Origin of the sequence: Patulibacter sp. SYSU D01012, assembly GCF_017916475.1 — a bacterium.
Taxonomy (GTDB): Bacteria; Actinomycetota; Thermoleophilia; order Solirubrobacterales; family Solirubrobacteraceae; genus Patulibacter.
On sequence record NZ_JAFMTB010000001.1, the window covers coordinates 1,117,335 to 1,140,751 of the forward strand.

General features: G+C 77.8%; 27 protein-coding genes. 12 read left to right on the forward strand and 15 right to left on the reverse strand.

Features of this window, described 5'->3' with window-relative positions; all coding sequences use genetic code 11:
* Positions 1-9: 9 nt before the first annotated feature.
* Both tadA and J3P29_RS05000 read right to left on the reverse strand, forming a co-directional pair.
* Positions 10-546, reverse strand: coding sequence for a tRNA adenosine(34) deaminase TadA (gene tadA, locus J3P29_RS04995; RefSeq protein ID WP_210491931.1), 537 nt, complete (start codon positions 544-546; stop codon positions 10-12).
* A 145-nt stretch (positions 547-691) separates the two neighbouring features.
* A complete protein-coding gene (locus J3P29_RS05000) occupies positions 692-1,138 on the reverse strand; it encodes a universal stress protein (protein WP_210491932.1) in 447 nt (148 codons plus the stop codon).
* Positions 1,139-1,422: 284 nt separating this feature from the next.
* Here J3P29_RS05000 and J3P29_RS05005 point away from each other — a divergent pair, with 284 nt between their 5' ends.
* Positions 1,423-3,393, forward strand: coding sequence for a hypothetical protein (locus tag J3P29_RS05005; protein WP_210491933.1), 1,971 nt, complete (start codon positions 1,423-1,425; stop codon positions 3,391-3,393).
* 7 nt (positions 3,394-3,400) lie between these two features.
* Here the strand turns inward: J3P29_RS05005 and J3P29_RS05010 are convergent, their stop codons facing one another.
* Complete coding sequence (locus J3P29_RS05010) at positions 3,401-4,306, reverse strand: CpsD/CapB family tyrosine-protein kinase (RefSeq protein WP_210491934.1); 906 nt, start codon at positions 4,304-4,306, stop codon at positions 3,401-3,403.
* A gap of 1 nt (position 4,307) precedes the next feature.
* The gene (locus tag J3P29_RS05015; RefSeq protein ID WP_210491935.1) at positions 4,308-4,814 is read right to left on the reverse strand and encodes a hypothetical protein; all 507 of its coding nucleotides are present in this window, start codon (positions 4,812-4,814) and stop codon (positions 4,308-4,310) included.
* A gap of 95 nt (positions 4,815-4,909) precedes the next feature.
* Between J3P29_RS05015 and J3P29_RS05020 the strand changes: the two genes are divergently transcribed.
* Complete coding sequence (locus tag J3P29_RS05020) at positions 4,910-5,557, forward strand: TetR/AcrR family transcriptional regulator (RefSeq protein WP_210491936.1); 648 nt, start codon at positions 4,910-4,912, stop codon at positions 5,555-5,557.
* Entirely contained in the window at positions 5,554-6,780 is a 1,227-nt protein-coding gene (locus tag J3P29_RS05025; RefSeq protein WP_210491937.1) for a coproporphyrinogen-III oxidase family protein, read from the forward strand. The genes J3P29_RS05020 and J3P29_RS05025 overlap by 4 nt, the downstream gene beginning before the upstream one ends.
* 4 nt (positions 6,781-6,784) lie before the next feature.
* Here J3P29_RS05025 and yaaA read toward each other — a convergent pair whose 3' ends face one another.
* The 3 genes from yaaA to rpsD form a co-directional block, all read right to left on the reverse strand.
* Positions 6,785-7,558 carry a peroxide stress protein YaaA gene (yaaA, locus tag J3P29_RS05030; RefSeq protein ID WP_210491938.1) on the reverse strand — a complete coding sequence of 258 codons (774 nt, stop codon included), beginning with the start codon at positions 7,556-7,558 and terminating at the stop codon, positions 6,785-6,787.
* Positions 7,559-7,563: 5 nt separating this feature from the next.
* On the reverse strand, positions 7,564-8,046 hold the full coding sequence (locus tag J3P29_RS05035) for a hypothetical protein (protein ID WP_210491939.1): 483 nt from the start codon (positions 8,044-8,046) through the stop codon (positions 7,564-7,566).
* A 208-nt stretch (positions 8,047-8,254) separates the two neighbouring features.
* Positions 8,255-8,890 (reverse strand): 30S ribosomal protein S4, encoded by a 636-nt coding sequence (gene rpsD / locus J3P29_RS05040; RefSeq protein ID WP_210491940.1) that lies wholly within the window; start codon positions 8,888-8,890, stop codon positions 8,255-8,257.
* A 184-nt stretch (positions 8,891-9,074) separates the two neighbouring features.
* Between rpsD and J3P29_RS05045 the strand changes: the two genes are divergently transcribed.
* Positions 9,075-10,424, forward strand: a complete 1,350-nt coding sequence (locus tag J3P29_RS05045; protein WP_210491941.1) for a zinc ribbon domain-containing protein — start codon at positions 9,075-9,077, stop codon at positions 10,422-10,424.
* Between the two features lie 59 nt (positions 10,425-10,483).
* Here J3P29_RS05045 and J3P29_RS05050 read toward each other — a convergent pair whose 3' ends face one another.
* Positions 10,484-11,140, reverse strand: a complete 657-nt coding sequence (locus J3P29_RS05050; protein WP_210491942.1) for a TetR/AcrR family transcriptional regulator — start codon at positions 11,138-11,140, stop codon at positions 10,484-10,486.
* 166 nt (positions 11,141-11,306) lie between these two features.
* Between J3P29_RS05050 and J3P29_RS05055 the strand changes: the two genes are divergently transcribed.
* Positions 11,307-12,551 carry an acyl-CoA dehydrogenase family protein gene (locus J3P29_RS05055; RefSeq protein ID WP_210492998.1) on the forward strand — a complete coding sequence of 415 codons (1,245 nt, stop codon included), beginning with the start codon at positions 11,307-11,309 and terminating at the stop codon, positions 12,549-12,551.
* 422 nt (positions 12,552-12,973) lie between these two features.
* Here the strand turns inward: J3P29_RS05055 and J3P29_RS05060 are convergent, their stop codons facing one another.
* Entirely contained in the window at positions 12,974-13,495 is a 522-nt protein-coding gene (locus tag J3P29_RS05060; RefSeq protein WP_210491943.1) for a hypothetical protein, read from the reverse strand.
* Positions 13,496-13,628: 133 nt separating this feature from the next.
* On the opposite strand from J3P29_RS05060, the gene J3P29_RS05065 reads away from it, so the two are divergent.
* The gene (locus J3P29_RS05065; RefSeq protein ID WP_282600005.1) at positions 13,629-14,699 is read left to right on the forward strand and encodes a UDP-N-acetylmuramate dehydrogenase; all 1,071 of its coding nucleotides are present in this window, start codon (positions 13,629-13,631) and stop codon (positions 14,697-14,699) included.
* 19 nt (positions 14,700-14,718) lie between these two features.
* Here the strand turns inward: J3P29_RS05065 and J3P29_RS05070 are convergent, their stop codons facing one another.
* Genes J3P29_RS05070 through J3P29_RS05085 form a run of 4 tightly spaced genes read right to left on the reverse strand, consistent with a single transcriptional unit; the run spans position 14,719 to position 16,778 of the window.
* On the reverse strand, positions 14,719-15,210 hold the full coding sequence (locus tag J3P29_RS05070; protein WP_210491945.1) for a hypothetical protein: 492 nt from the start codon (positions 15,208-15,210) through the stop codon (positions 14,719-14,721).
* A gap of 46 nt (positions 15,211-15,256) precedes the next feature.
* The gene (locus J3P29_RS05075) at positions 15,257-15,781 is read right to left on the reverse strand and encodes a hypothetical protein (RefSeq protein WP_210491946.1); all 525 of its coding nucleotides are present in this window, start codon (positions 15,779-15,781) and stop codon (positions 15,257-15,259) included.
* Positions 15,763-16,287, reverse strand: a complete 525-nt coding sequence (locus tag J3P29_RS05080; RefSeq protein ID WP_210491947.1) for a hypothetical protein — start codon at positions 16,285-16,287, stop codon at positions 15,763-15,765. Before J3P29_RS05080 ends, J3P29_RS05075 begins: the two co-directional genes overlap by 19 nt.
* Before the next feature lie 23 nt (positions 16,288-16,310).
* On the reverse strand, positions 16,311-16,778 hold the full coding sequence (locus J3P29_RS05085; protein WP_210491948.1) for a hypothetical protein: 468 nt from the start codon (positions 16,776-16,778) through the stop codon (positions 16,311-16,313).
* A 43-nt stretch (positions 16,779-16,821) separates the two neighbouring features.
* Here J3P29_RS05085 and J3P29_RS05090 point away from each other — a divergent pair, with 43 nt between their 5' ends.
* The gene (locus J3P29_RS05090) at positions 16,822-17,130 is read left to right on the forward strand and encodes a hypothetical protein (protein ID WP_210491949.1); all 309 of its coding nucleotides are present in this window, start codon (positions 16,822-16,824) and stop codon (positions 17,128-17,130) included.
* A 27-nt stretch (positions 17,131-17,157) separates the two neighbouring features.
* Here J3P29_RS05090 and J3P29_RS05095 read toward each other — a convergent pair whose 3' ends face one another.
* Complete coding sequence (locus tag J3P29_RS05095; RefSeq protein WP_210491950.1) at positions 17,158-17,700, reverse strand: YqgE/AlgH family protein; 543 nt, start codon at positions 17,698-17,700, stop codon at positions 17,158-17,160.
* 71 nt (positions 17,701-17,771) lie between these two features.
* On the opposite strand from J3P29_RS05095, the gene J3P29_RS05100 reads away from it, so the two are divergent.
* On the forward strand, positions 17,772-18,587 hold the full coding sequence (locus J3P29_RS05100) for a fumarylacetoacetate hydrolase family protein (RefSeq protein WP_210491951.1): 816 nt from the start codon (positions 17,772-17,774) through the stop codon (positions 18,585-18,587).
* A 98-nt stretch (positions 18,588-18,685) separates the two neighbouring features.
* Here the strand turns inward: J3P29_RS05100 and J3P29_RS05105 are convergent, their stop codons facing one another.
* Positions 18,686-19,297 (reverse strand): ATP-dependent Clp protease proteolytic subunit, encoded by a 612-nt coding sequence (locus tag J3P29_RS05105; RefSeq protein WP_210491952.1) that lies wholly within the window; start codon positions 19,295-19,297, stop codon positions 18,686-18,688.
* Positions 19,298-19,380: 83 nt separating this feature from the next.
* Between J3P29_RS05105 and J3P29_RS05110 the strand changes: the two genes are divergently transcribed.
* The 4 genes from J3P29_RS05110 (at position 19,381) to pgsA (ending at position 22,862) form a co-directional block, all read left to right on the forward strand.
* Entirely contained in the window at positions 19,381-20,181 is an 801-nt protein-coding gene (locus J3P29_RS05110) for an ABC transporter ATP-binding protein (RefSeq protein ID WP_349239766.1), read from the forward strand.
* The gene (locus tag J3P29_RS05115; protein WP_210491954.1) at positions 20,178-21,002 is read left to right on the forward strand and encodes an ABC transporter permease; all 825 of its coding nucleotides are present in this window, start codon (positions 20,178-20,180) and stop codon (positions 21,000-21,002) included. The genes J3P29_RS05110 and J3P29_RS05115 overlap by 4 nt, the downstream gene beginning before the upstream one ends.
* Positions 20,999-21,895 carry an EamA family transporter gene (locus J3P29_RS05120; RefSeq protein WP_210491955.1) on the forward strand — a complete coding sequence of 299 codons (897 nt, stop codon included), beginning with the start codon at positions 20,999-21,001 and terminating at the stop codon, positions 21,893-21,895. Before J3P29_RS05115 ends, J3P29_RS05120 begins: the two co-directional genes overlap by 4 nt.
* 436 nt (positions 21,896-22,331) lie before the next feature.
* Positions 22,332-22,862, forward strand: coding sequence for a CDP-diacylglycerol--glycerol-3-phosphate 3-phosphatidyltransferase (pgsA, locus tag J3P29_RS05125; RefSeq protein WP_246851693.1), 531 nt, complete (start codon positions 22,332-22,334; stop codon positions 22,860-22,862).
* The last annotated feature ends 555 nt before the right edge of the window (positions 22,863-23,417 follow it).

Below are 23,417 nucleotides of genomic sequence, written 5' to 3' on the forward strand. Positions count from 1 at the left end.
CCCTCCACGCTACCCCTCGGCGGGGCTGCCCACGCGGGGGGTTCCGCGCTTGCGGCGTCCGCGCCGGGCGGCGAAGAACGCGCGCAGCAGCCCCGCGCAGTCGTCCGCCAGGACGCCCCCGACGACGTCCGGACGGTGGTTCAGCCGCGGCTCGGCCGTGACGTCTAGGACACTGCCGCACGCGCCCGCCTTCGGGTCCGTGCAGCCGTAGACGACGCGGGGGATCCGCGAGAGGACGATCGCCCCGGCGCACATCGCGCACGGCTCGAGCGTCACGTACAGCGTGGCGTCGTGGACGCGCCAGGTGCCGAGCGCGGCGGCGGCCCCGCGCAGGGCGAGGATCTCGGCGTGCGCCGTCGGATCCTCGTCGCGCTCGCGCTCGTTGCGGCCGCGGCCCAGGACCGTGCCGTCGTCCGCGACGACGACCGCGCCGATCGGCACGTCGCCGTGGCGCTCGGCCTCGCGGGCCTCGACGATCGCCTCGCGCATCCAGCGCTCGTGGTCGAGCGGCGGCAGGGCCGGGGGCGTCGCGGCCGGGGCGGGCACCCCGCGATTCTCGCAGGCCCCGCCCGGCGGACGCGCGCGGCGGCCGGGCGGCGGACGACGCGCCCGGCCCGCCCGCCCGGCGGGCGGCCGAACGACGACGGGCGCCCGTGGGCGCCCGTCGATCCCGCGCCGGTGGGCGCGCCGCCTAGGTCGTGCGGACGATGAGGACCGAGCAGGGCGCGTGGTGGCTGATCTTGTTCGGCACGGAGCCGAGCAGGAAGCGCTTGGCGCCCGTCATGCCCTTGTTGCCCACGACGATGAGGTCGCTGCCGAACTCCTCGGCGACGTCGAGGATCGCGTCGGCCGGGTCGCCCTGGCGCGCGTAGGTGCGGACGTCGCCGACGCCGGCCTTCGTCGCGCGCTCCTTCGCCTCGGTCAGCGTGACCTCGACGTCGGCGCGCTCGTTGACCATCCACTCGACGTCGGCCGGGGCCTGCTTGGCCTCCTCGCGCAGACGCGAGCCGGACACGGGCTCGTAGGCCGAGACGATCTCGAGGCGTGCCTTCAGCGCGGCGGCCATGGAGATGGCCTCCTTCACCGCCTGGTCGGCGGTCTCCGAACCGTCGGTGCCGACCACGATCGAGCCGAACATGGAACTCCTTGCGTCGATGACGAGGGGTGGGATGGACGGCGTCAGCGCCGCCGGGCGGGCCGATCATCGCACACGCTCCCGCGTCGGCGGGAGCGCTTCGTCACGCCCAGAGCTTGATCGCCGCGATCGCGATCGTGACGAGGACGCAGGCGACGAGCAGGACCTGCATCCAGAACCACGTGGGCGGCATCGGGCAAGGGTACGGCCTGCGTGCGAGGATGGGCGGGACGCATGCCGGACCGCCCGCTCACGACCGTTCCCGCCCGTCGCGGCGGACCCACGCGATGATCGGCCAGCCCCGCACGCCCGACCCGGACGACGGGCGGAAGAAGAAGCGGAAGAAGGCGAAGAAGCGCGCCAAGGCGGCCGCCGCCGCGTTGATGGCGCCGCTCGCGCCCGACCGGGACGAGACGCCCCACGGCGACGGGCTCGCCGCGGGCGCGGGGCTGGGCCCGGCCGCGGACGCTGCGGCCGCGTCCGCTCCGGTCGCGCCGCGCGGGGACGCCGGTGCGCCGGCCGAGGCGGCCGGGCCGGCCGAGGCGGCCGGGTCGGCCGGGGCCACGGGCCCGGGGAGCCCCGAGCCGTCGTCCTCCGCGGCGGCCGAGGCGGCCGCCGGCGACGCCGCGCCCGCCGACGAGGCAGCGCCCGCCGTCGCCGCCGCGCCCGCGGACTCGTCGGTGGAGGAGCCGGCCGCGCAGGACTCGCGGCCCGGGGACGCCGCCGCGGAGGGCCCGCGGGAGGACGTCTCGCGCGCGCAGGAGCCGCCGGCGGACGACCTGCCCGCGCCGGACGCCTCGTCGGCGGCCTCGCCGGCGGACGACCCCGCGGTCGAGGACGCGCCGGCGGAGACCGCGTCCGTGGACGAGCCGCCCGTGGACGACCCGTCGGCGGACGAGCCGCCCGCGCCGGACCCGTGGGCAGAGGCCCCGTCCGCCGACGACCCGTCCGCGGAGGACGCCGAGAGCGCCGCACCGCCGCGGCCCGCGGCGGCCGGCCCGTACGACGCCGCGCTGGTGGAGCGCATCGACGAGATGCAGCGCCGCATCACCGCGCTGCTCGCGATGACCGATCGCGTCGCCGCGCCCACGAGCGCCTCGGGCCTCGGGCCGGCGGTCGCGCGCGGGCTGGCGATGGCCACGGCGCCCCCGGCGACGCCGACGCCCGACCCGCCGAGCACGGCCGCGCCGTCCGCGGCGGCGTCGCCGGCGCCCCCTGCCAGCACCACCGGCCGGCCGCCCGCCGCCGGGCCGACGGTCGCGCCGCCCGCCGCCGCGCCGCCCGCCGCCGCGCAGCCCGCCGCCGCGCAGCCCGCCGCCGCGCAGCCCGCCGCCGCGCAGCCCGCCGCCGCGCAGCCCGCCGCCGCCGCCGCGGCGACGCCGCCCGCCGACGCGAGCGCGGCGACCGGGGCCCCGTCCGCGCCCGACGCCCCGACGGCGCCCGAGGCGGCCCGGGCGCCGGCCCCGGCCGCGTCCTCTCCGCCCGCCACGCCGGAGACGGCGGCAGCCGCCAGCACCCCCGCGGCCGCGGCCGCGGCCCCGGCCCCTGGCGCGCCCGCAGCGCCTGCCGCGCCCGCAGGCCCTGGCGCGTCCGACGCCCCTGCCGCGCCCGACGCCCCTGGGGCGCGTGGTGCCTTGGCGTCCTCCGACGCCCCCGCGACGCCTGACGTCTCGGCCGACGCCGACCCCCCGGCGCAGGCCGGAGCCGCCGCGGCCCCCGTCCCGCCGCAGACGCCCGCCCCTTCGGTGGCCCCCGGCGCCCCGACGCGCGCCGCCGGCGCCGGCGACCGCGGCGTGCCCGCCTCCGCGACGCCGGGCGCGGCCGCCCCGCCGTCCCCCGTCCCGGCGGCGCCCGGTCCCGCCTCGCCGGCCTCGGCCGGCGACGCGTCCCCGGCGACCGACCGCGCCCCGCAGCCCCCGCCGGAGGCGGCCCGGGCCCCGGATGCCGCGGCCGCCCCGCCGGCGGAGCCGCCGTCGGCCGGGGCGGCGCCCGCCTCGGCCCCGCCGACCCGGTCGTCCGCGGCGCGCCCCGCCGTCGCCCGCGAGGGCCTCGGCCCCGTCGCGCGCGGGGCCTGGCCGCCGGCGGAGCAGCCGACGAGGTCCGGGCGCCGCCGGCCCGCGCACGCCCCGCCCGTGGCGCTGCTCGTGGCCCGCGAGCTGCTCGCGAGCGGCATGTCGCGCGAGCGCGTCGCGGACCGGCTGCGCGCCGGCTACGGCGTCGCCGACGCGGACGCCGTGGTCGCCGCCGTCGTGCGCTGACCGCCGGCTAGCGGGCGCCGTCGCGCAGGTACTGGTCGTAGGACCGCGGGGTCTGCGCCCGGCCGGAGACCGCCAGGATCGGCGCGGCCTCGTCCGGCAGCAGGGCGACGGCGTCGCGCACCTCGCGGCGGTCCACCAGGCCCGGGCGGGCGATGAGCAGGACGCGGTCGATGCCGCCCAGGCGCAGCAGCTCGCGCGTGTCGGCGACGGGCAGCAGCGGGGCGGTGTCGAGCACCACCGCGGCGCCCAGCCCGCGCAGCTCGGCGAGCACGCGGGCGGCGTCGGGGCTGCCGAGCAGCTCGGGCGCGTTCGGCGGCAGCTCGCCGGCGGGCAGCAGCCGCAGGCCGGGCTCCACCTCGACGAGCAGGTCGTCCACGGGCACGCCGCCGACGATCGCGGCCGTCAGCCCGCGCTTGGGCGTCCCGGCCTGGTCGCCGCCGAGCGCGGCGGTCAGGCCGGGACGGCGCAGGTCCGCCTCGACCGCCACGACCGGCCGGCCCGCCCGGGCGAACGCGCGCGCCAGGCCCGCGGCGGCCGTCGTCTTGCCCTCGCCGGGCGCGGCGGACGTCACGAGCACGACGCCGGCGGGCACCCCGTCGCCGTCCCGCGGCGCCAGAGCGGCGCGCAGCATCCGGAACGCCTCCTCGGCCCGCCGGACGTCCTGCGCGTCGCGGCCGGGGGGCGGCACGTGGGCGACGAGGGGCAGCCCGGACACCGCCTGGGCCTCGGCGCCGTCCCGCAGACGCCGGCGGCGGCGCAGCAGCAGCGCGGCCACGACCGCGCCGACGAGCAGGCCCACGCCGGCGCCGGCGGCCGGCGCCCACGCCTCGTCGGGCAGCGCCAGCAGGCCGGCGGCGACGCCGACGACGGTCAGCAGGACGAGGGCGAGGAGGGAGGGGAGGGCGCGGGGCACGTCAGTCGGCGAGGCTGCGGAGGCGGTCGTTGATCTGGCGCGCGGCGGTGTTGACCTGCTGCTCCACCGCGGTCGTCTCGGTGCTGAAGTCGGACTTCGCGCGCAGCGTCGCGCGGGGATCACGATCGCGCAACGCGCGGCGGAACGCCTCGAGCGGCGCCTTCCACCGTCCGAAGGCCGCGATCAGGCGCGCGTGCGGGTCGGCCGCCACGGCGGGCGGCGTGATGGCGCGCAGCTCGGCCTGGACGCCGTCGATCCGGCGGCTCAGCCGGCGGACGGCCGTCTGCACGTCCCGGCGGTCCTCCGCCCGGTCGGCGGCGGCGTTGAGCGTGCCGAGGTCGCGTTCGAACCGCGCCTGCACCTGGTTGACGCGCTCGGCGTAGACGCCCGCGTCGCGCACCTGCTGCGCCTGCCCGCCGCACCCCGCGAGGGCCGGCGGCACGACGGCGAGGACCCCGGCGACCGCGAGCGCGCGGATCCGGGGGGCTCGGCGGGCGGGACGCGTCACGCGCCGGACGTTACCCCGCGGGGAGCCCGCGGGGCACGCCGTCCGCGGCCGGCGACCGGCCGGCGCTCCCCGTCGGGGCTGGCAGAATGGCCCCGATGCCCCCGTCCGACCAGCCGACCGTCCCGCGCTTCGACCCTGCCGCGCTCGTCCACGAGCTCCTCGACCGGTCGCCGGTCGCGCTGCGGCTCCTGGAAGCGGCGCGATCGTGCGTGCTGGACCGCGGCATCTCGCGGGTCACGATGAGCGACGTCGCGCGCCGGGCCGACGTCAGCCGCACGACCCTGTACCGCCACTACCCGGACGTCGAGGCCGTGCTGCGCGACCTGATGACGCGCGACTTCGGCGGCGCGGTCGTCCGGGCCGCCCAGGGGGTGGCCGACCGGCCGACCGCCCGCGAGCGCCTGGTCGGGACGCTCGTCGAGGCCTGCCGCGGCCTGCGCGCCGACGAGCTGTTCCGCAAGATCGTCGACGTCGACCCCGAGTTCCTGCTGCCGTACGTCACCGCCCGGACCGGCGTGTCCCAGCGGCTCGTCCTGCGCCTGGCCGAGGCCGGGATCCGGGAGGGACAGGCCGACGGCTCCATCCGCGGCGGCGATCCCGACCTGCTGGGGCGCCTGCTGCTGCTGCAGGCGCAGGCCATGACCTTCTCGCTCGGCGTCATCAACGGCGAGGACGGCCGCGACGAGGCGGACCTGCTCGCGCTCGCGGACGAGGCGATGAACGCCCAGCTGGCCCCGCGGTGAGCCCGCGGCTGCCCGAGGGCGCCCCGGCGCCCGCCGACGGCCGCCTGCCCGCCCCCGCCGTCGCCGAGCTCGACGGCGTGCCGCTCGGCGTCTACGTCCACGTGCCGTGGTGCGCCGCGCGGTGCGGCTACTGCGACTTCAACACGTACGTGCCGCGGCAGGGCGAGCTGCCCCGCCTGGGGGAGCGCTTCGCCGTGGCGGCCGGCGCCGAGCTGCGCCTGGCCGCCGGCGTGCTGCACCCCGCGCCCGGCGACCGCGCCCGCCGGCCCGTTCGCACGGTCTTCCTCGGCGGCGGCACCCCCAGCCTGCTCGAGCCTGAGGTCCTCGGCGCGGTGCTGCGGCACGTCGACGCGACCCTCGGCCTGGCGCCCGACGCCGAGGTCACGTGCGAGTGCAACCCCGAGTCCGTCGACCCGGGCCGCCTCGCGCGGCTGCGCGCCGCCGGGGTCACGCGCGTGTCCTTCGGCATGCAGAGCGCCCGCGGGCACGTGCTCGACGCGCTCGAGCGGCGGCACCGTCCCGGCCGGCCCGAGGCCGCCGTCGCGGAGGCGCGCGCGGCCGGCTTCGACGCCGTCGGCCTGGACCTCATCTACGGCGCGGACGGCGAGACGGACGAGGACTGGGGCGCGTCGCTCGACGCCGCGATCGCGGCGCAGCCGGACAGCATCTCGGCGTACGCCCTGACGGTCGAGGCGGGCACCCGCTACGCCGCGCACGTGCGCCGCGGCCGCCGCCGCATCACCGACGACGACGTCCTCGGCCGCCGGTACGCGCTCGCCGACGAGCGCCTGTCCGCCGCCGGGTACCGTTGGTACGAGCTGTCGAACTGGGCGCGGACGCCGCAGGGGGTCTGCCGCCACAACGTCCTCTACTGGGAGGGCGGCGCGTGGTGGGGCGTGGGCCCGGGCGCGCACTCCCATGTCGGCGGCGTGCGCTGGTGGAACGTCCTGCGCCCCGAGGCGTGGTTCGCCGCGCTCGACGCCGGCCGGTCGCCCGCGGCGGGCCGCGAGACGCTGGGGGCGGACGAGCGGGCGCTCGAGGCGCTGATGACGCGGATCCGGCGCCCCGACGGCGTCCCCGTCCCCGACGGCGCGGCCGGCCGGGTCCCGGAGCTGCTCGACGCGGGCCTGGTGGACCCCGCCGCCTGGCGAGCCGGGCGGGTGGCGCTGACGCCGGCCGGCCGCCCCGTCGCCGACGCCGTCGTGCGCCGGCTCGTCGTCTGAGGGCTCAGGCCCGCTCGACGACCACCAGGCGCCGAGCGTCGCCCGGCCCCTTCGCGGGCTCGAGCTCGACGTCCCAGCCCGCGCGGGCCACGCGCTCGGCCAGCCCCTCGGGCCGGCGCACGCGCGACGCGCCGCCGTCCTCGAGCAGCGCGCGGGCCACCGCGCCGCGCGTCGCCTTCGCGTCGTGGCTGACCACGGTGCGCGCGCCGTTCTGCTCGCGCACCACGTCGACCGCGACGGTCGCGCCCTCGGCGGGGCCGGGCCACAGGTCGCGGTAGGCGCCCGACCGCAGGTCGACGACGAGCCCGTCGGCGGGCAGGACGGCGTCGAGCGCCGGCCGCCAGTGGGCCTTCGCGGTCGGCACGCCCGGCAGGCGGGCGCCGGCGGGGCAGCGGTAGGCCGGGACGACGTCGCCGGGCCGCAGGACGCCCCACAGCGCCGAGACGACGAGCACGCGCTCCTGCGCGCGACGCCGGGCGGCGGCGCTCAGCGTCCCGAGCGCCAGGCGCTCGAACAGCACCCCGGTGTAGACGCGCCACGCGGGCGCGGCGGGCGCCGCGAGCAGGTCGGCGTTCAGGGCGAGCTCCGCGGCGCTGCGCGGCCCGAGCTTCAGCTCCTTCAGCGCGGCGGCCTGGTCGCCCGTGGAGAGGGCCCGCAGGGCATCGAGGCGCGCCTCGCGGACCGGCCGCAGGGCCGGGTGCGCGAGCGCGTCCAGGTCGACGGGCGGGCCCGCGTCCGGGGCGGTCTTGCCCTCGGACGGCGGGAGGAGGAGCAGCAACGCCGTCAGTCGCGGGGCGGCAGCTCGGGGCCGTCCTCGCCCTCCTGCACGTCCTGCGCCATCTGCTGCGCCAGCTGGGGGAGGAGCTCGGCGACCTGCATGCCGAGGACCTGGGCGAAGGTCGCGACGACCTGGTTCTCGCCGTCGGGGCCCGGCACCTCCTCGATCTGCGGGGAGAAGATGGCCTCGGCCTGGACCTCGCCCGGCTCCTGCGGGTGGTCGGACAGGACGATGACCGCGCGGCCCGGGCCGTCGGCGGCGACGTGCCCGCCGAGCGCCTCGCGGACGGAGCCGAGGATCTCGGCGACCATCTCGGCCCACAGGGCCTGGGCGTCGCGGCGCTCCTCCTCGTCCATGTCGGCGAGGTGGTGCTGGTTGCGCCGGGCGAGGGCCTCGACGCCGGCGGCCACGGACCGCTGCTCCAGCAGCTGGTCGATGTGCAGCGGCACGGAGGGCGACGGCTGCGGGACGGGATCAGACTCGCTCATGCCCGGGGGACGCTACGCGATCGGCGCGCGGTCCGCAGCCGGGCCGTCGGGCGGCGCGCCGACGGGCGCCCGGCGCCGGTCGGCACGGGGCGCGGACGACCCCGGAACGACGAACGACCCGGGCCCGGCCGCGCGGGGCGGCCGGGGCAGGCGGGTCGTCGGAAGGGCGGGGCCCGGCGCGGCGCCGGGACCCGTGCAGGGGATGGGTCTAGCGACCCGCGAACTCGACGATCAGGTGCTCGGTGATCGGCACCTGGATCTCGTGGCGCTCCGGGATGCGGAGCACGCGGCCGGAGAGGCCGTCGTGGTCGGCCTCGAGCCAGCCCGGGACGACGGCGATCAGCTCGGTCGACTCCGTGGCGATCGTGCGGACGGGCGAGCCCTCCTTGATCGTCACGACGTCGCCCGGCTTCAGGCGTGCGGACGGGATCGTGTGGCGGATGCCGTTCACGAGCACGTGCCCGTGCGTGACGAACTGGCGGGCCTGCGCGCGGGTCGACGCGAAGCCGAGGCGCACGATGATGTTGTCGACGCGCAGCTCGAGGAGCTGGAGCAGGCGCTCGCCCGTGACGCTGTTCTCGGCGTTGCGCTTCATGGCCTCGGCCATGAGGTTGCGGAACTGCTTCTCGCGGACGCCGTAGTAGCGCTTGGCGCGCTGCGTCTCGCGCAGCTGCTGCGCGTAGACGGACGTCTTGACGCGACGGCCACCGCCGTGCTGCCCGGGGGGCAGCGCGCCACGGCGCTCCAGGGCGCCCTTGCCAGCGAGGCGACGAGCGCCCTTCAGTTCGAGGTCGACGCCTTCGCGCCGCGAGAGCCGTTCGACCGGCCCGGTATAACGACCCATTGGGCCTCCTGTACTCCAACTCCGACGAAACGACGACACAGACTATCGAGGTCGGGCCTCGTCGTGTCGTCCGGGCGTGCGGACCGCGTCCCCGGGGCAGGGAGGAACCGCCGCCGCGACGGGGAAGCCCGTCGCACGCGAACGGTCGCGGCCATGCGGCCAGTCCGTCCGACGCCCCCACAGCATGCCGCATCCGCCCGACGACCACCACCCCGATGCCGCCGACGTCGTCCCCGGGGACGACGCCGAGCGCGACGGGGCGCCGGCGGACGGGCCCGACGACGCCGCGGCGGACGCGTGGGGGCGGACGACCGAGTTCGCCGCCCCCGTCGTCGGCTGTCGTCGCTGCGGGGCGCTCGTCCCGCTCGGCTCGCGCTACTGCCCGCGCTGCGGCACGCCCCTCGTCCGCTCCGGCGAGCAGGCGGCGCGCGACCTGTCCCGCACCCGGCGCCCCGCGCCGCCCGCCGTCCGGATCACCGTGCCGCTCGTCGTCGCGGCCGTCGTCGCCGCCGTCGCGCTGCTGACCCTGCGCTCCGGGGGCGACGACGGACCCGCGCGGCCCGAGGGGCTCGACGGCGCGCTCGCGGCCGTGGTCCGCGACGACCGCCTCCTGGCGGCGCGGCTGCAGCGGCTGCGCCCCGGCGGCGACGCCGCGCCGGCCCTCGCGGCGGCCCGCGCCGCCGCGGGCACCGTCGCGCAGGCCCTGCAGGTCGCCACCGCCGACCACGACGTCGCGGGCCGCGCGGCGCGGGCGGACCGCGTCGCGGCCGCGCTGCGCGCCAACCGCCGCTGGCTCCAGACCGTCCGTCGGCTGCTCGCCGACCCGCGCGCGCCCGGCCTGGCCGGGCTCGAGGACCGCGCGCAGGAGGCCTCCGACGCCCTCGACGCGGTCGACGACGTGCAGGACACGGACGCCGCCGTCGCGGGGGTGGAGGAGCTCGACGCGTACCTGCGGGCCGCCCGCCGCGGCGCGCCGCCCCCGGGACGGACCGCCACGACGGCCACGACCCCGACGACGCCGACGCCCAGCGCCGACCGTCCCGAGGCGCGCTCCCCGTTCGTGACCGCCGTCGACGGCGTCCTCCGCGCCGGCGCGCGCGCCCGCCCCGACCGGCAGCGCGCGACGGCGCTCCTGCGCGCCGCTCGCGACGGACTGGACGGCTACGCCGGGGCCGGCGCGACGCCCGCGAGCGCGGACGCCGCCGTCGACGAGGCCCGCGAGCTGCTCGGCGACGTCGCCCGCGCCCGCGAGCGGTCGGCTGCGCGCGCCCGCGCCGTCACGACGCGCCAGGACAACCAGGCGTCGATCGTCGAGAAGCTCGGCCGGGCGTACGACGCCGGGGCCGCCGCGGCCCGCGACCTGGCGGACTGCCTGGCGGCGTCCTCCGCCGCGCCGCGCGGCGTCGCCGCGCAGTGCCTCGCCCGCGCGCAGGGCGCGACGGCCACCGAGGCCCGGGCGACCGACGCCTTCGTGCGCTCCTACCGCCCCGCGCTCCGGGCGCTCGGCCGCTCGGGGCCGTCGCGGGCGCTGTAGCGGCGCGGCGGCCGCGCCGCCCGCGCACCGGGCCGCCGGACGCCCGAGGCGCCGCCCGCTCAGCCGGCGGCGTTCGCCGTCGGGCGCAGCATCGCGTGCACGAGCCCGCGCACGGACCCGCGCACGCCCGCCTCGTCCACGGCGAAGAACCGCACGTCGCCGCCCGGCAGGCCCTCCACGCCCGTCCCCGAGCGCGCCAGGTGCGCCAGCCCGAGCACCTGCACGTACAGCGCGTTCGCCGTCAGGTCGGGGTCGTCCACCGCGAACTCGCCCGCGGCGTCGCCGGCGCGCAGCAGCGCGACGGCGTGCCGCAGCGCGCTGCCGACGGCGCGACCCATGCGCCGCATCGCCTCGTCGCTGACCCGGCCCTGCAGCTCGGTCCCCGGCAGCCGCAGCATCTCCATCGCGCAGTCGATGAACGCGGGATAGCGCAGGCAGAAGCCGAGGAACGCGTCGGCGAAGGCGGTCAGGCGCTCGGCGGCGTCGCCCTCGTCCGGCAGCGCCTCGACGACGGCGAGCAGGTCGTCGACGTACGAGACGAGGACGAGCGCGAACAGCTCCTCCTTGCCCGTGAAGTGGCGGTAGATGATCGCCCGGTTGACGCCGGCGGCCCGCGAGACGTCCTCGATGCCGGCGTCCCGCACGCCGCGCTCGTCGAAGAGCACGCGCGTGGCCCGCAGGATGTCGGCCTCGCGGGTGCGGCGTCGGGCGGTCATGGACGGCAATCCTACCCGTGGTTGCATCCGGTGTAACCCGCAGTTACACTGCTCCGCGCCCGCAGCCTCCTCGCGGGTCCCCTCACGTCCACACCGAGGACACCTCGCACGCATGAGCACCACCTCCGACTTCATGACCATCGCCGCCGAGCTTGCGCAGGAGCGCATGAAGCCGGAGTGGCAGACGTTCTCCCTCGAGCTCAACGAGGAGCAGCGCACGCTCCGCGACTGGGTCCGCGAGTTCGCGCAGAACACGATCCGCCCGGCCGGCGCCGAGTGGGACGAGCGCGAGGAGTTCCCCTGGCCGATCGTCAAGGAGGCCGCCGAGATCGGCCTCTACGGCCTCGAGTCGACGATGTCGATGTTCCTTGACCCGACCGGCCAGCTCATGCCGATCTTCCTCGAGGAGATCTTCTGGGGCGACGCCGGCATCGGCATGGCGCTCCAGGGCACCGGCCTCGCCGTCTCGGCCATCTTCGGCCAGGGCACCCAGGAGCAGATCGCCGAGTGGCTGCCCCGCTGCTATGGCACCGCCTCCGAGCCCAAGATCGCCGCCTTCTGCTCGTCCGAGCCGAACGCCGGCTCCGACGTCTCCAACGTCCGCACGACCGCGAAGTACGACGAGGCCACCGACGAGTGGATCCTCAACGGCCAGAAGTCCTGGGCCACGAACGGCGGCATCGCCGACGTCCACGTCGTCATCGCCACCGTCGACCCGTCCCTGGGCTCCCGCGGCCACGCCGCCTTCGTGGTCCCGATGTCGGAGTGCAAGGGCATCTCGCAGGGCGCCAAGGTCAAGAAGCACGGCATCCGCGCGTCGCACACCGCCGACGTCAACCTGGACGACTGCCGCGTCCCCGGCGCCTACCTGCTCGGCGGCAAGGACAAGCTCGACGCCCGCCTGGCGAAGGCCCGCTCCGGCGAGCGCTCCCGCGGCAACGCCTCCATGGCCACCTTCGAGGCGTCCCGCCCCGCCGTCGGCGCGATGGCCATCGGCGTCGCCCGCGCCGCCTACGACTACGCGCTCGACTACGCCAAGGAGCGCGAGCAGTTCGGCCGCAAGATCATCGAGAACCAGGCGATCGCCTTCAAGCTGGCGAACATGAAGACCGAGCTCGACGCCGCCCGCCTGCTCGTGCAGCGCGCCGCCTGGCTCGGCGGCGCCACGCTCCGCGGCCAGAAGGCGGAGTTCCCGAACGCCGAGGGCTCCATGGCCAAGTACAAGGCGTCCGAGGTCGGCGTGAAGGTCACCGAGGAGGCGATCCAGATCCTCGGCGGCAACGGCTACACCCGCGAGTACCCGGTGGAGCGCTTCCACCGCGACTCGAAGATCATGACGATCTTCGAGGGCACCTCCGAGATCCAGCAGCTCGTCATCGCCCGCACGATCTCGGGCATCCGCGTCCCGTAGGGGAAGGGGGCCGGGCCCCGTCCCGAGCGTCTCGGGTCGGGGTCGCGGTCCGATGCGGCAGGGCTCGGGCCACCCGGAAGGGGGCCGGGCCCCGTCCCGAGCGTCTCGGGTCGGGGTCGCGTAGGACGGGCGGCAGGGCTCGGGCCACCCGGAAGGGCACCGGGCCCCGTCCCGAGCGTCGCGGGTCGGGGTCGCGGTCCGATGCGGCAGGGCTCGGGCCACCCGGAAGGGGGCCGGGCCCCGTCCCGAGCGTCTCGGGTCGGGGTCGCGGTCCGATGCGGCAGGGCTCGGGCCACCCGGAAGGGCACCGGGCCCCGTCCCGAGCGTCTCGGGTCGGGGCCGCGGTCCGATGCGGCAGGGCTCGGGCCACCCGGAAGGGGTCCGAGCCCCGTCCCGAGCGTCTCAGGTCGGGGCCCGGCCGCTCAGCTGGCGGTCGAGCTGCCGCCCAGCGTCTTGCAGGACGGGGCCTGGTCGCCCAGCTCCTTCGGCAGGCCCTTGGTGCCGCCGACGTCGATGCCGTCGAGCGACTGGCCGACCTTCGAGAAGTCCTGGAGCGTCTTGATGTTCGCCAGCGCGTCCTTGGCCTTCTTGATGCCCTCGCGGCTCTTGTCCGCGTTGTCCGACACGGAGTCCTGGAAGTCGGAGAACTTGCTCGGGGCGTCGGCCTTCGCCATGACGTCGAGCTGGTCGCCGAACGTCGTGAACAGCTTGTCGCCGCTCCCCTTGATCGTCGCGACCGCCTTGTCGGGGTCGGACTTCACGGACGCGCCCAGCCCGGAGAGCGACGTCTGGAACTCCTTCGTCGCGGCGACGATCTTGGCGCAGGCGCCCTCGTACGTCTTGACGTAGGTCTTCTCGTCGCCCCCGCCGCCGCAGCCAGCGACGGCCAGGGCTGCGGTCGCGGCGAGCGCGGGCAGGAGTGGGCGGGACAGGGCACGGGCCATGCCGCGCACGCTATCCGGCCCCGCGCCCCGGCGCGCCGCGGCGCCGGGCCGACCGGCGGCGCGGCGGGAGCCGTACGCTGGAGCGGTGAGCGCCCCGGACCCGTCGCCCGCCGCCGCCCCGCCCGTCCCGAGCCTGCCCGACGTCGCGCCCGGCCGCGACGTGCCGCTCGCCGCGCTGACGACCCTGCGCGTCGGCGGGCCGGCCGAGCGCGTGCTCGTCGCGACCACGCAGGACGCGCTCGTCGCGGCGGTCCGGGACGCCGACGCCGCCGGCCGGCCGCTGCTGCTGCTCGGCGGCGGCTCGAACCTGGTCGTCGCCGACGACCCGCTGCCGGGCGACGTCGTCGCGATCCGCACCCGCGGCACGGAGGACCGCGAGGCGCCCGACGGCCGGGTGCTGCGCACGCTCGCCGCCGGCGAGCCGTGGGACGCCGCGGTCGCGCGCGCCGTCGCGGACGGGCTGGCCGGCATCGAGGCGCTGTCCGGCATCCCCGGCGCGACGGGCGCCACGCCGATCCAGAACGTCGGGGCGTACGGCCAGGAGGTCGCCGACACGGTCGTCGCCGTGCGCGTCCTCGACCGGACCACCGGCGAGATCGCCGAGCTGCCGGCCGACGCCTGCGGCTTCGCCTACCGCGACAGCGCCTTCAAGGGCCGGCAGGACCGGGTGGTGCTGGCGGTGACGTTCGCGCTCGAGCGCTCCCGGCTCGGGGCCCCCGTCCGCTACGCCGAGCTCGCCCGCACCCTGGGGGTGCAGCCGGGCGAGCGGGTCCCCGCCGACGAGCTCCGCGACGCGGTCCTGGGCCTGCGTCGCGGGAAGGGGATGGTGCTCGACCCCGACGACCCGGACACCTGGTCGGCCGGCTCGTTCTTCACCAACCCGATCCTCGTGCCGGCGGCGTTCGCCGCGCTCGAGGAGCGCGTCGCCGCGCGTCTGGGCGCCGACGTGCGGCCGCCGGCGTTCGCCGAGCCCGACGGGCGCACGAAGACCTCGGCGGCGTGGCTGATCGACCGCGCCGGCTTCGCCCGGGGGCACGCCCGCGCGGGCGCCGCGATCTCGTCGAAGCACACACTGGCGCTGACGAGCCGCGGCGGCACCGCCGCCGACGTCCTGGCGCTCGCCCGCGAGGTGGCGGCCGGCGTGGAGGACGCCTTCGGGGTGGCGCTCCACCCCGAGCCCGTCCTGGTCGGCGCCCGCTGGTGAGCGACCGCGCGGCGGCGGGCTAGAAGCTGGAGCAGTCCTTCGCCCGCGTCTTCAGCCCGGCCGGCAGCGACGGCACCACGTCCGTCGGCCGCGTGGTGCGCCCCATCTCCTGCAACGCCCGCGTGTCGCCGCGCTGGGTCGCGTCCTTCAGCTCGCGGAACACGCGGATCGTCGCGTCCACCGACCCGTCGACCCGCTTCTGGAAGTCGGCGTACTCGTCCGGGGCGTCGAGGCCGCGGACCCGTTCGAGCGCGGTCGAGACGGCGTCGGAGAGCTTGCCGATCGGCGCCGCGGCCGCCTTCGTCAGCGCCGTGACGTCCGTGGTCGAGACGCGGCCCTGGAGCGCGACGAGGTCGTTCTGGAGCGTCTCCTGCGCCGACGTGATGTCGCGGCACACCCCGTTCCAGGTGGACGCGTACTGCTCGGGGTCGCCGCCCGACCCGCCGCACCCGGCGGCGCCGGTCGCGAGCACGGCGGCGGCGAGGAGGACGGCGGTGCGGGCGGTCGGCATGGCGGCACTGTACGCGACGTCCCCGGCGCGGCACCGGCGGGCCGCGTCAGCCGGCATCGCCCGTGCACGCGGGGGTGCGGCGCCGCAGCTCGGCGGGGGCGTCCACCCGCTCGACCGCCCCCAGGTCCACGTCGCCGAGCGCGTCGACGTCGCCGGCCCGCACGCGGCCGAGCACCGCCTGCGCGCGCCCGGCGGCCGCCGCGATCGCGGGCCGCACGCGTCGGTGGTAGCCCGCCCACGCCGGCGGCGGCTCGGCCGCCGCGACGCGCTGCAGGCGCCGGACGGTGCGCGCGACGTACGGCGCGGCGACGGCGGCCGCGGCGCGCCGGACGTCGTCGGGGTCCGCGGTCGCGGTGGCGGCGCGCGCGACCGCGGCGCTCGTGCGGCGGCCGTCGGCGGCCAGGCCCGCGCACGTCTCCTGCCACGCCCGCGCGTACGCCTCGGCCCGGTCCGCCGGCGCCGGCCCGCCGCCCCGCAGCACGAGGACGAGCACCACGACGACCACCGCCGCGAGCGCCGCGGCGGCCGCGGCGACCGCCGCGCCGCGGCGGCTCAGCGCAGGACGGTGCACTCCGGCGTCCGGTCGCGCAGGCCGGCGGGGGCGCGCACGTCGGCCGGTCCGACGCTCCCGACGGCCGTGCCCGCCAGCGCGTCGGGATCCCCGCCCTGCAGGCGCTGCACCGCGTCGTCGACGGCCCGCACCCGGACGGTCAGCCGCTGGACCGCGCCGGCGTGCCAGGACGCCCACTCCTCCGGCGCGTCGAGGGCCCGCGCGGCGTCGACGGTGCTGCGCAGCGCGCGGTCGAGCTTGCGGGCGGGCGTGGCCAGGTCGCCCGCGACGGCGTCCGGGCGCAGGCCCCTCGCGACGGTGGCGTCCCCGGCGTCCGCCGACGTCTTCGCCGCGGCCGAGACGTCCGCGCGGAACGTCGCCGTGGCCGCGCCGACGTCGGCGCAGATCGCGTCCCAGCCCGCCGCGTAGTCGTCCCGGGGGTCCGTGCCGCAGCCCGCGGCGCCGAGGGCGGCGAGGACGAGCAGGGCGACACCGCCGCGGGCGGCGGGGGAGGAGCGGCGGAGCATCCCGGCCATCGTAGGGGCGGGCCTCAGCGGACGGCGGCGCGGCACGCGGGGGCGCCGTCGAGCACCGACCCCGGGATCTCGGGCATCGCCGCCGGCCCGGTGCGGCCCAGCTGGCGCGCCAGCGCGGCGGGCACGCGGCCGCGCCGGGCCTCGCGCGTGGCGCGCCGCATCGTCGCCGCGTGGTCCCGCAGCTGGCGCACGGCGTCGTCCCGGAACGCTCGCTCGTCCTTCGGCGGATCCGCCTGCCCGAGCCGCGCGGCGGCCGCGTCGACCGCCGCCGCGTACCGGTCGACCGCGCTCGCCAGGGCGCCCGTCTCGCTCTGCCCGTCGCGGCGCACCAGACCCTCGCGCAGCCCCGTCACCGCCGCGGCGACCTCGCGGCACGTGCGGTCCGTCGCGCTCGCGAACGCCGACGGGTCGCCGCCGCCGCAGCCCGTGGCGGACGTGGCGACCGCGAGGACGGCGAGGAGCGCGAGCGGACGGCGGGACATCCCGGCCAGGCTACCGCCGGCGCCCCCGCGTACGCTCCGGGGCATGGACGTGCCCCTGGAAGAGCTCGCGGCGGTCTCCGAGGCCGTCGGCCGGGCGGAGGACGCGGTCGCCGAGGAGGGCTGGACGGCCGCGCGCGAGGCGCTCGACGAGGCGGACCGGCGGCTCGAGGAGCTGCGCGGCGTGTACCGCGAGCTCGGGCCGCGCGAGCGGGCGACGCTCGGCGCGATCGCCGGCCCCCTGCGCGCCCGCCGCGACGCCGTCGCGGGACGGATCCCGAAGCCGCAGGCGGTCAGCGACGCCGCGCCGGTGCACGACCCCGAGCAGGACGCGGACCCCGAGGAGGCCGCCTGACGCGGCCGGCGGCGCGCCCGCGACCCGTCAGTTGACCGACGGGTCGACCGGGCGGTCGGCCAGCCGCGCCCACGGGCCGCCGAGCCGCTCGAGCGCCCGGAACCACAGCTCCTCCGCGTCGGGCAGGAACAGGTCGTCCGGGAACGCCGGCACCACGAGCCAGTCGCCCTTCGCGTGCTCCTGGTCCAGCTGGTCGGGGCCCCAGCCGGCGTAGCCCGCGTACGCCCGGGCCCGGTCGACGTCGGGGCACCGGGGATCCTCGTCGCCGCGCACCATCCCGACGCGGCCGAGGACGAGCAGCGCCGCCTCGGCCGGGTCGCGGAACTCGGCGACGGTGAGGAGCGAGTCAGGCTGGACGGGGCCGCCGTCGTGGACGACGTCGTCCGGGGCGAACATCGCCGCGATGTCGGGCACGACCGCCTCGACGTGCGTCTCCGTCGGACGGTTGAGGACGATCCCCAGGGCGCCGTCGCGGTCGTGGTCGACCACGAGGACCACGGTCCGCGCGAAGTTGGGGTCCCCGATCGTCGGGGACGCCACCAGCAGCTGCCCGGAGAGCCAGCGCGTCATCCCTGGTGATGCTGGCAGACCGCGGACGCGTGCGGGCCGCTCTCGACGGATCGCGGGCGTACCCTCGTGCGATGCGCCTGGCCCGCTTCCGCCATCCGTCCGTCGACGCCGTGCAGGACGGCGAGGTCCGCGGGGACCGCGTCGTCGCGTTCGCCGACGGCTCGACGGTCCTCTCGCGCCTGGCGTCGGGGGACCGCACCCCGGCCGACGGCGCGGAGCACCCGCTCGGCGAGGTCGAGCTGGAGCTGCCGTACGAGCCGCGCGCGATCTTCGGCATCGGCAAGAACTACGCCCGGCACGCGGCCGAGATGGGCGGCGAGCCGCCGGCGACGCCGCTGGTCTTCACGAAGGCGCCGCTGGCGGCCGTCGGCCCGTCCGGGCCGGTGCGGCGCCCGGCCGCCACGCGGGCGCTCGACTACGAGGGCGAGCTCGCCGTCGTGCTGGGGCGACTGGCCGACGGCACGGTGGGCCCGGCGGCCTACGCCGTGGCCGACGACGTGAGCGCCCGGGACCTGCAGGAGTCCGAGGGCCAGTGGACCCGCGCGAAGGGCGCGGACACGTTCTGCCCGTTCGGGCCGTGGATCACGACCGCCGACGAGGTCGCCGACCCCGAGGCGCTGCGCCTGCGCACGTGGGTCAACGGCGAGCTGCGCCAGAACGCGTCGACGTCCGACCTGATCTTCGGCATCGACCGCCTCGTCGGGCACCTGGCCGAGGCGATCACGTTGCGGCCGGGCGACCTGATCCTGACCGGCACGCCGGAGGGCGTCGGCCGCGCGATGCAGCGGCCCGACGGGTCGGGGCAGGGGATCTACCTGCAGCCGGGCGACGTGGTGCGGGTCGAGATCGAGGGGCTCGGCGCGATCGAGCACCCGGTCGTCGACTGAGGGCGGGCGGAGCGGCGCTCCGCGGCGCGCTGCGTGCCGGAGCGGGCGCCGCGGCGGGCCGTCCGCCGCGCGAGCGGCGCGGCGGACGGCGGCGGGGCTCAGCCCTTGGCGGCCGAGAGGTCCGGCAGCGGGTCGCCGAAGACCGTGTCGATCAGGCCGTACTCCTTGGCCTGCTCGGGCGAGAAGAAGCGGTCCCGCTCCATGTCGCGGTCGATGACCTCGCGCGGCTGACCCGTGAGCTCGACGTAGATCTCGTTCAGGCGGCTGCGAGTCTTGAGCAGCTCGCGGGCGTGGATCTCGATGTCCGACGCCTGGCCCTCGAAGCCCGTGACCGACGGCTGGTGCGTGAGGATGCGCGAGTTCGGCAGCGACGCGCGCTTGCCCTTCTCGCCGGCCGCCAGGATGAGCGAGCCGGCCGACATCGCGATGCCGACGCAGATCGTGCGGACGTCGGGCTTGACGAACCGCATCGTGTCCATGATCGCCAGGCCGGCCGTCACCGAGCCGCCGGGCGAGTTGATGTAGATCGAGATGTCCTTGTCCTCGTCGTCGGACGCGAGGTGCAGGAGCTGCGCGACGACGAGGTTGGCGACCTGGTCGTCGATCGCCGTGCCGAGGAAGATGATCCGCTCGCTGAGGAGACGGCTGAAGATGTCGTACTCGCGCTCGCCGCGCGCGGTGCGCTCGACGACGACCGGAACCAGAGGCATGGGCACACCCTACCCAAGCCGGCTCCCGGCCCCGTCGCCCCGCGGGCGGCGGGCGGCGCCGGGTCGCGCGTAGACTCGGTGTGGTGCGTGACGCTGCAACCACCCAGACGGCGCGCACCGATCGCCGCGCCGCCCCGGCGCTCTCCGTCCGGGGCTTCACGAAGACCTACGCCGGCGGCTTCACCGCCGTGCGCGACCTCGACCTCGAGGTGCCCGACGGGGCGTTCTTCGGCCTGCTCGGCCCCAACGGGGCGGGCAAGACGACGCTGATCGGTGCCGTCACCAACCTCGTCCGCCCGACGGACGGCGAGATCCAGATCTTCGGCCACCACCACGACACGCGCGAGGCGCGGCGGCTCGTGGGCCTGGCCGAGCAGGACATCAACCTCGACCGCTTCCTCAACGTCGACGAGGTGCTGATCTACCACGCGGGCTTCTTCGGCATGGGGCGCGCCCACGCGCGCCGCCGCGCCAAGGAGCTGATGGAGGTCTTCGACCTGTCGGCGAAGGCGAAGGTCCGCCCGACCGCGCTCTCCGGCGGCATGCGTCGGCGCCTGCTCTTCGCGCGCGCCGTGATGCACGAGCCGCGCCTGCTCATCCTCGACGAGCCGACCGCCGGCGTCGACGTCGAGCTGCGGACCGAGCTGTGGGAGTACACGCGCCGCCTGCACGAGATCGGCACGACGATCCTGCTGACGACGCACTACCTGGAGGAGGCGGAGGCGCTCTGCGAGGAGATCGCGCTCATCCGCGGCGGGCGGATCATCGCCCGCGACTCCGCCGACGGCCTGCGCGAGCGCTACGGGGCCCGCGACATCGCCGAGGTGTACCTGCAGGCGATGGCGCAGGCCGCCGAGGCCGAGCGCCAGGCGGTGACGGCATGACCCCGCCGCGCTCCGTCGCCGAGGTCGGGTCGATCCCGGACCCCACGCTGCCGTTCACCGAGGAGCGCCGCGGCCTCGTCTGGCTCTGCGAGCGCGAGGTCGTCCGCTTCCTCAAGCTCTGGGTGCAGACCCTGATCGCGCCCGTCGTCTCCTCCCTGCTCTTCATCGTCGTCTTCGGCCTGGCGCTCGGCGACCGGATCGCCGACGTCGGCGGCGTGCCCTACAAGCAGTTCATCGTCCCGGGCCTCGTGGTCCAGGCGATCCTGACGGCGGCCTACTCGAACAACAGCTCGACGGTCTTCCAGGCGCGCTCGGACCGCTTCATCAACGACGTCCTGTCGAGTCCGCTGCGCTGGTGGGAGGTCAACATCGGCCTGGCGATCGGCGGCGTCGTCCGCGGCCTGCTGACGGGGGTCCTGCTGCTGGTCCTCGCCGTGGCGATGACCGGGATCGGCGTGGAGCAGCCGCTCGTGCTGCTCGTCGCGACCGCCCTCGTCCTCGTCGCGTTCGCGCAGCTCGGCGTCATCGCCGGCATCTACGCGCAGAGCTGGGACTTCATGGCCTTCGTGACGTCCCTGGTGATCCTGCCGCTGTCGTTCCTCGGCGGCATCTTCTACTCCGTGGACCGCCTGCCCGGCGCGTGGGAGGTCGTCTCCCACTTCAACCCGATCTTCTACCTCGTGCAGGCGTTCCGGATCGGGTTCGTGGGCCAGGGCGACGTGCCGACGTGGCTCGCGCTCCTCGTGCTCGCCGCGCTGGCGGCCGGGCTGAGCGCCTGGTGCGCCTGGCTCTTCCGGACCGGGCACCGGCTCAAGCCGTGAGCGCGGGGGATCGACCGACGCCGGGGGCGGCGGGGCACGCCGCCCCGGACGTCGGCCTGATCCTGCTCTCGATCGGCTGCGTCCAGGTCTCGGCCGCCGTGGCGACCGAGATGTTCGACCGCGTCGGCCCGGCCGGCGCGACGCTCGTCCGCACCGCGCTGGCGGCGGCCGTGCTGCTGCTCGTGGTGCGGCCGACGCTGCGCAGCCGCGCCGCCTGGCGCGCCGTGCTGCCCTACGGCCTGGCGCTCGGCGTGATGAACCTCAGCTTCTACCTGGGCCTCGATCGCGTGCCGCTCGGCGTCGCGGTCGCGATCGAGTTCCTCGGCCCGCTGTCGGTCGGTGCCGTGCTGGCGCGCCGGCCGCGGGACCGGGCGTGGGTGCTCGTCGCCGCGGCCGGCGTCCTCGCGCTCACGCGGCCGTGGAGCGCCGACGGCGCCGACCTCGTCGGCGTGGCGTGGCTGCTGCTGGCGGCGTCGTGCTGGGCCGGCTACATCGTGCTCGGCGCCCGGGCGGCGCAGGAGCTCGACGGCCTGCAGCCCGTCGCCCTCGCGATGCTCGTGTCCGCCGCCGTCGCGCTCGTGCCGGGGCTCGTCGGGGGCGGCGGCGACCTGCTGCACCCGCACGTCCTGGCGATCGGCGCCGTGGCGGCCGTCGCGGGGTCCGTCCTGCCGTACTCGCTGGAGCAGGTCGCGCTGCGCCGCGTGGCCCCCGGCGTGTTCGGGGTGCTCATGGCGATCGAGCCGGGCGCGGCCGCGCTCGCGGGATGGCTCGTCCTGGGGGAGGGACTGCCCGCGCTCTCCCTGCTCGGCCTGGCGCTCGTGATCGCCGCGGGCGTGGCGGTGACGCGCTCGGGCGCGCCGGCCCCGGCTCCCGAGGCCGTGGCGGGCGCGTAGCGGGCGCGGGGCGGGGCGCGGGGCGCGGGCCGCGCCTGGGCGCGGGCGGCGCGGCCGGCACGGATGGCGCGGCCGGGCACGGGCGGCGCGCCCGGGCGCCGGCGGGCACGCCCGCGGCCCGTGCACGGACCGCGTGGTGGCGGGCGGTGCTCGCGGCCGGGGCGGCGCGGTCCACGCGCGGCTGGAGCGCGCCCGGGCATGGACGGCGGGGGCGCGGGCGATGCCCGCGGCCGCGGGCATCGACCGGGCGCGGGCGGCCTGTGCCCGGGAACGGACGGCGCGGGGCGCCCCGGAGACGGGACGGTGCGCGCGGTCGGGGGCGGAGCGCCCGTGCGCGGGCGGAGCGCCCGTGCGCGGACGGCGTGCGCGGCCGGGGCGGTCAGGGCCGTCGCGCCGCGCGGGCGGCCGGGCCGCGATACTCCGCCGGGTGGCCTCGATGAACGTGCCGAACGCGCTCACGGTCGTGCGCATCCTGCTCGTGCCCGTCATGGTGGTCGCGCTGCTGCAGGAGACCGGCACGGGCGACGTCGTCGCGGCGGTCGTCTTCTGGCTCGCGTCCGTCACCGACTTCGTCGACGGCTGGCTCGCCCGCCGGTCGGGGCTCGTGACGGACTTCGGCAAGCTCGCCGACCCGATCGCCGACAAGCTCCTCGTCGCCGCGGCGCTCGTCCTGCTCGTCGCACTCGACCGCGTCGCCCTGTGGGTGGCCGTCGTCATCCTGGGCCGCGAGCTGCTCGTGACGATCACCCGCGCCGTCGCCGCCGGCCACGGCGAGGTCATCGCCGCCGCCTGGCTGGGCAAGGTCAAGACGGCGTTCCAGCTGCTCGTGATCCTGCTGCTCATCCTCATCGACCCGACACCGGTCTGGCTCGACGTCCTCGTCTGGGCGATGGTCGCCATCACCCTGGTGAGCGGCGCGGACTACTTCCGCGGCCTGCGACGCACGACCCGCGCGCCGGCGGGCTGAGGCAGGCGGCCCGGGCGGGGGCGCGGGGCGGATCGTGCCGCCCGGGGGAGGAGGATGGACCCGAGTCGGAACGCGCCCCGGTCGGCCGACCCGTTCCGCCTCGGGGCCGGATAGCGGACCTCAGCCGGAACGCGTCCGGGCCGGCCGACCCGTTCCGCCTCGGGGCCGGATGGCGGACCTCAGCCGGAACGCGTCCGGGCCGGCCGACCCGTTCCGCCTCGGGGCCGGATGGCGGACCTCAGCCGGAACGCGTCCCGGCCGGCCGGCGCGTTCCGCCTCGGGGCCGGATAGCGGACCTGACCCGGAACGCGTCCCGGCCGACCGCCGCGTTCCGCCTCAGGGCCGGATGGCGGCCCTCAGCCGGAACGCGTCCGGCCGACCGACCCGTTCCGCCTCAGGGCCGGATGGCGGACCCGACCCGGAGCACGTCCCGCCCGGCCGACCCGTTCCGCCTCCGGGCCGGATGGCGGACCCGACCCGGAACGCGTCCCGCCCGGCCGACCCGTTCCGCCTCAGGGCCGGATAGCGGACCCGACCCGGAGCACGTCCCGCCCG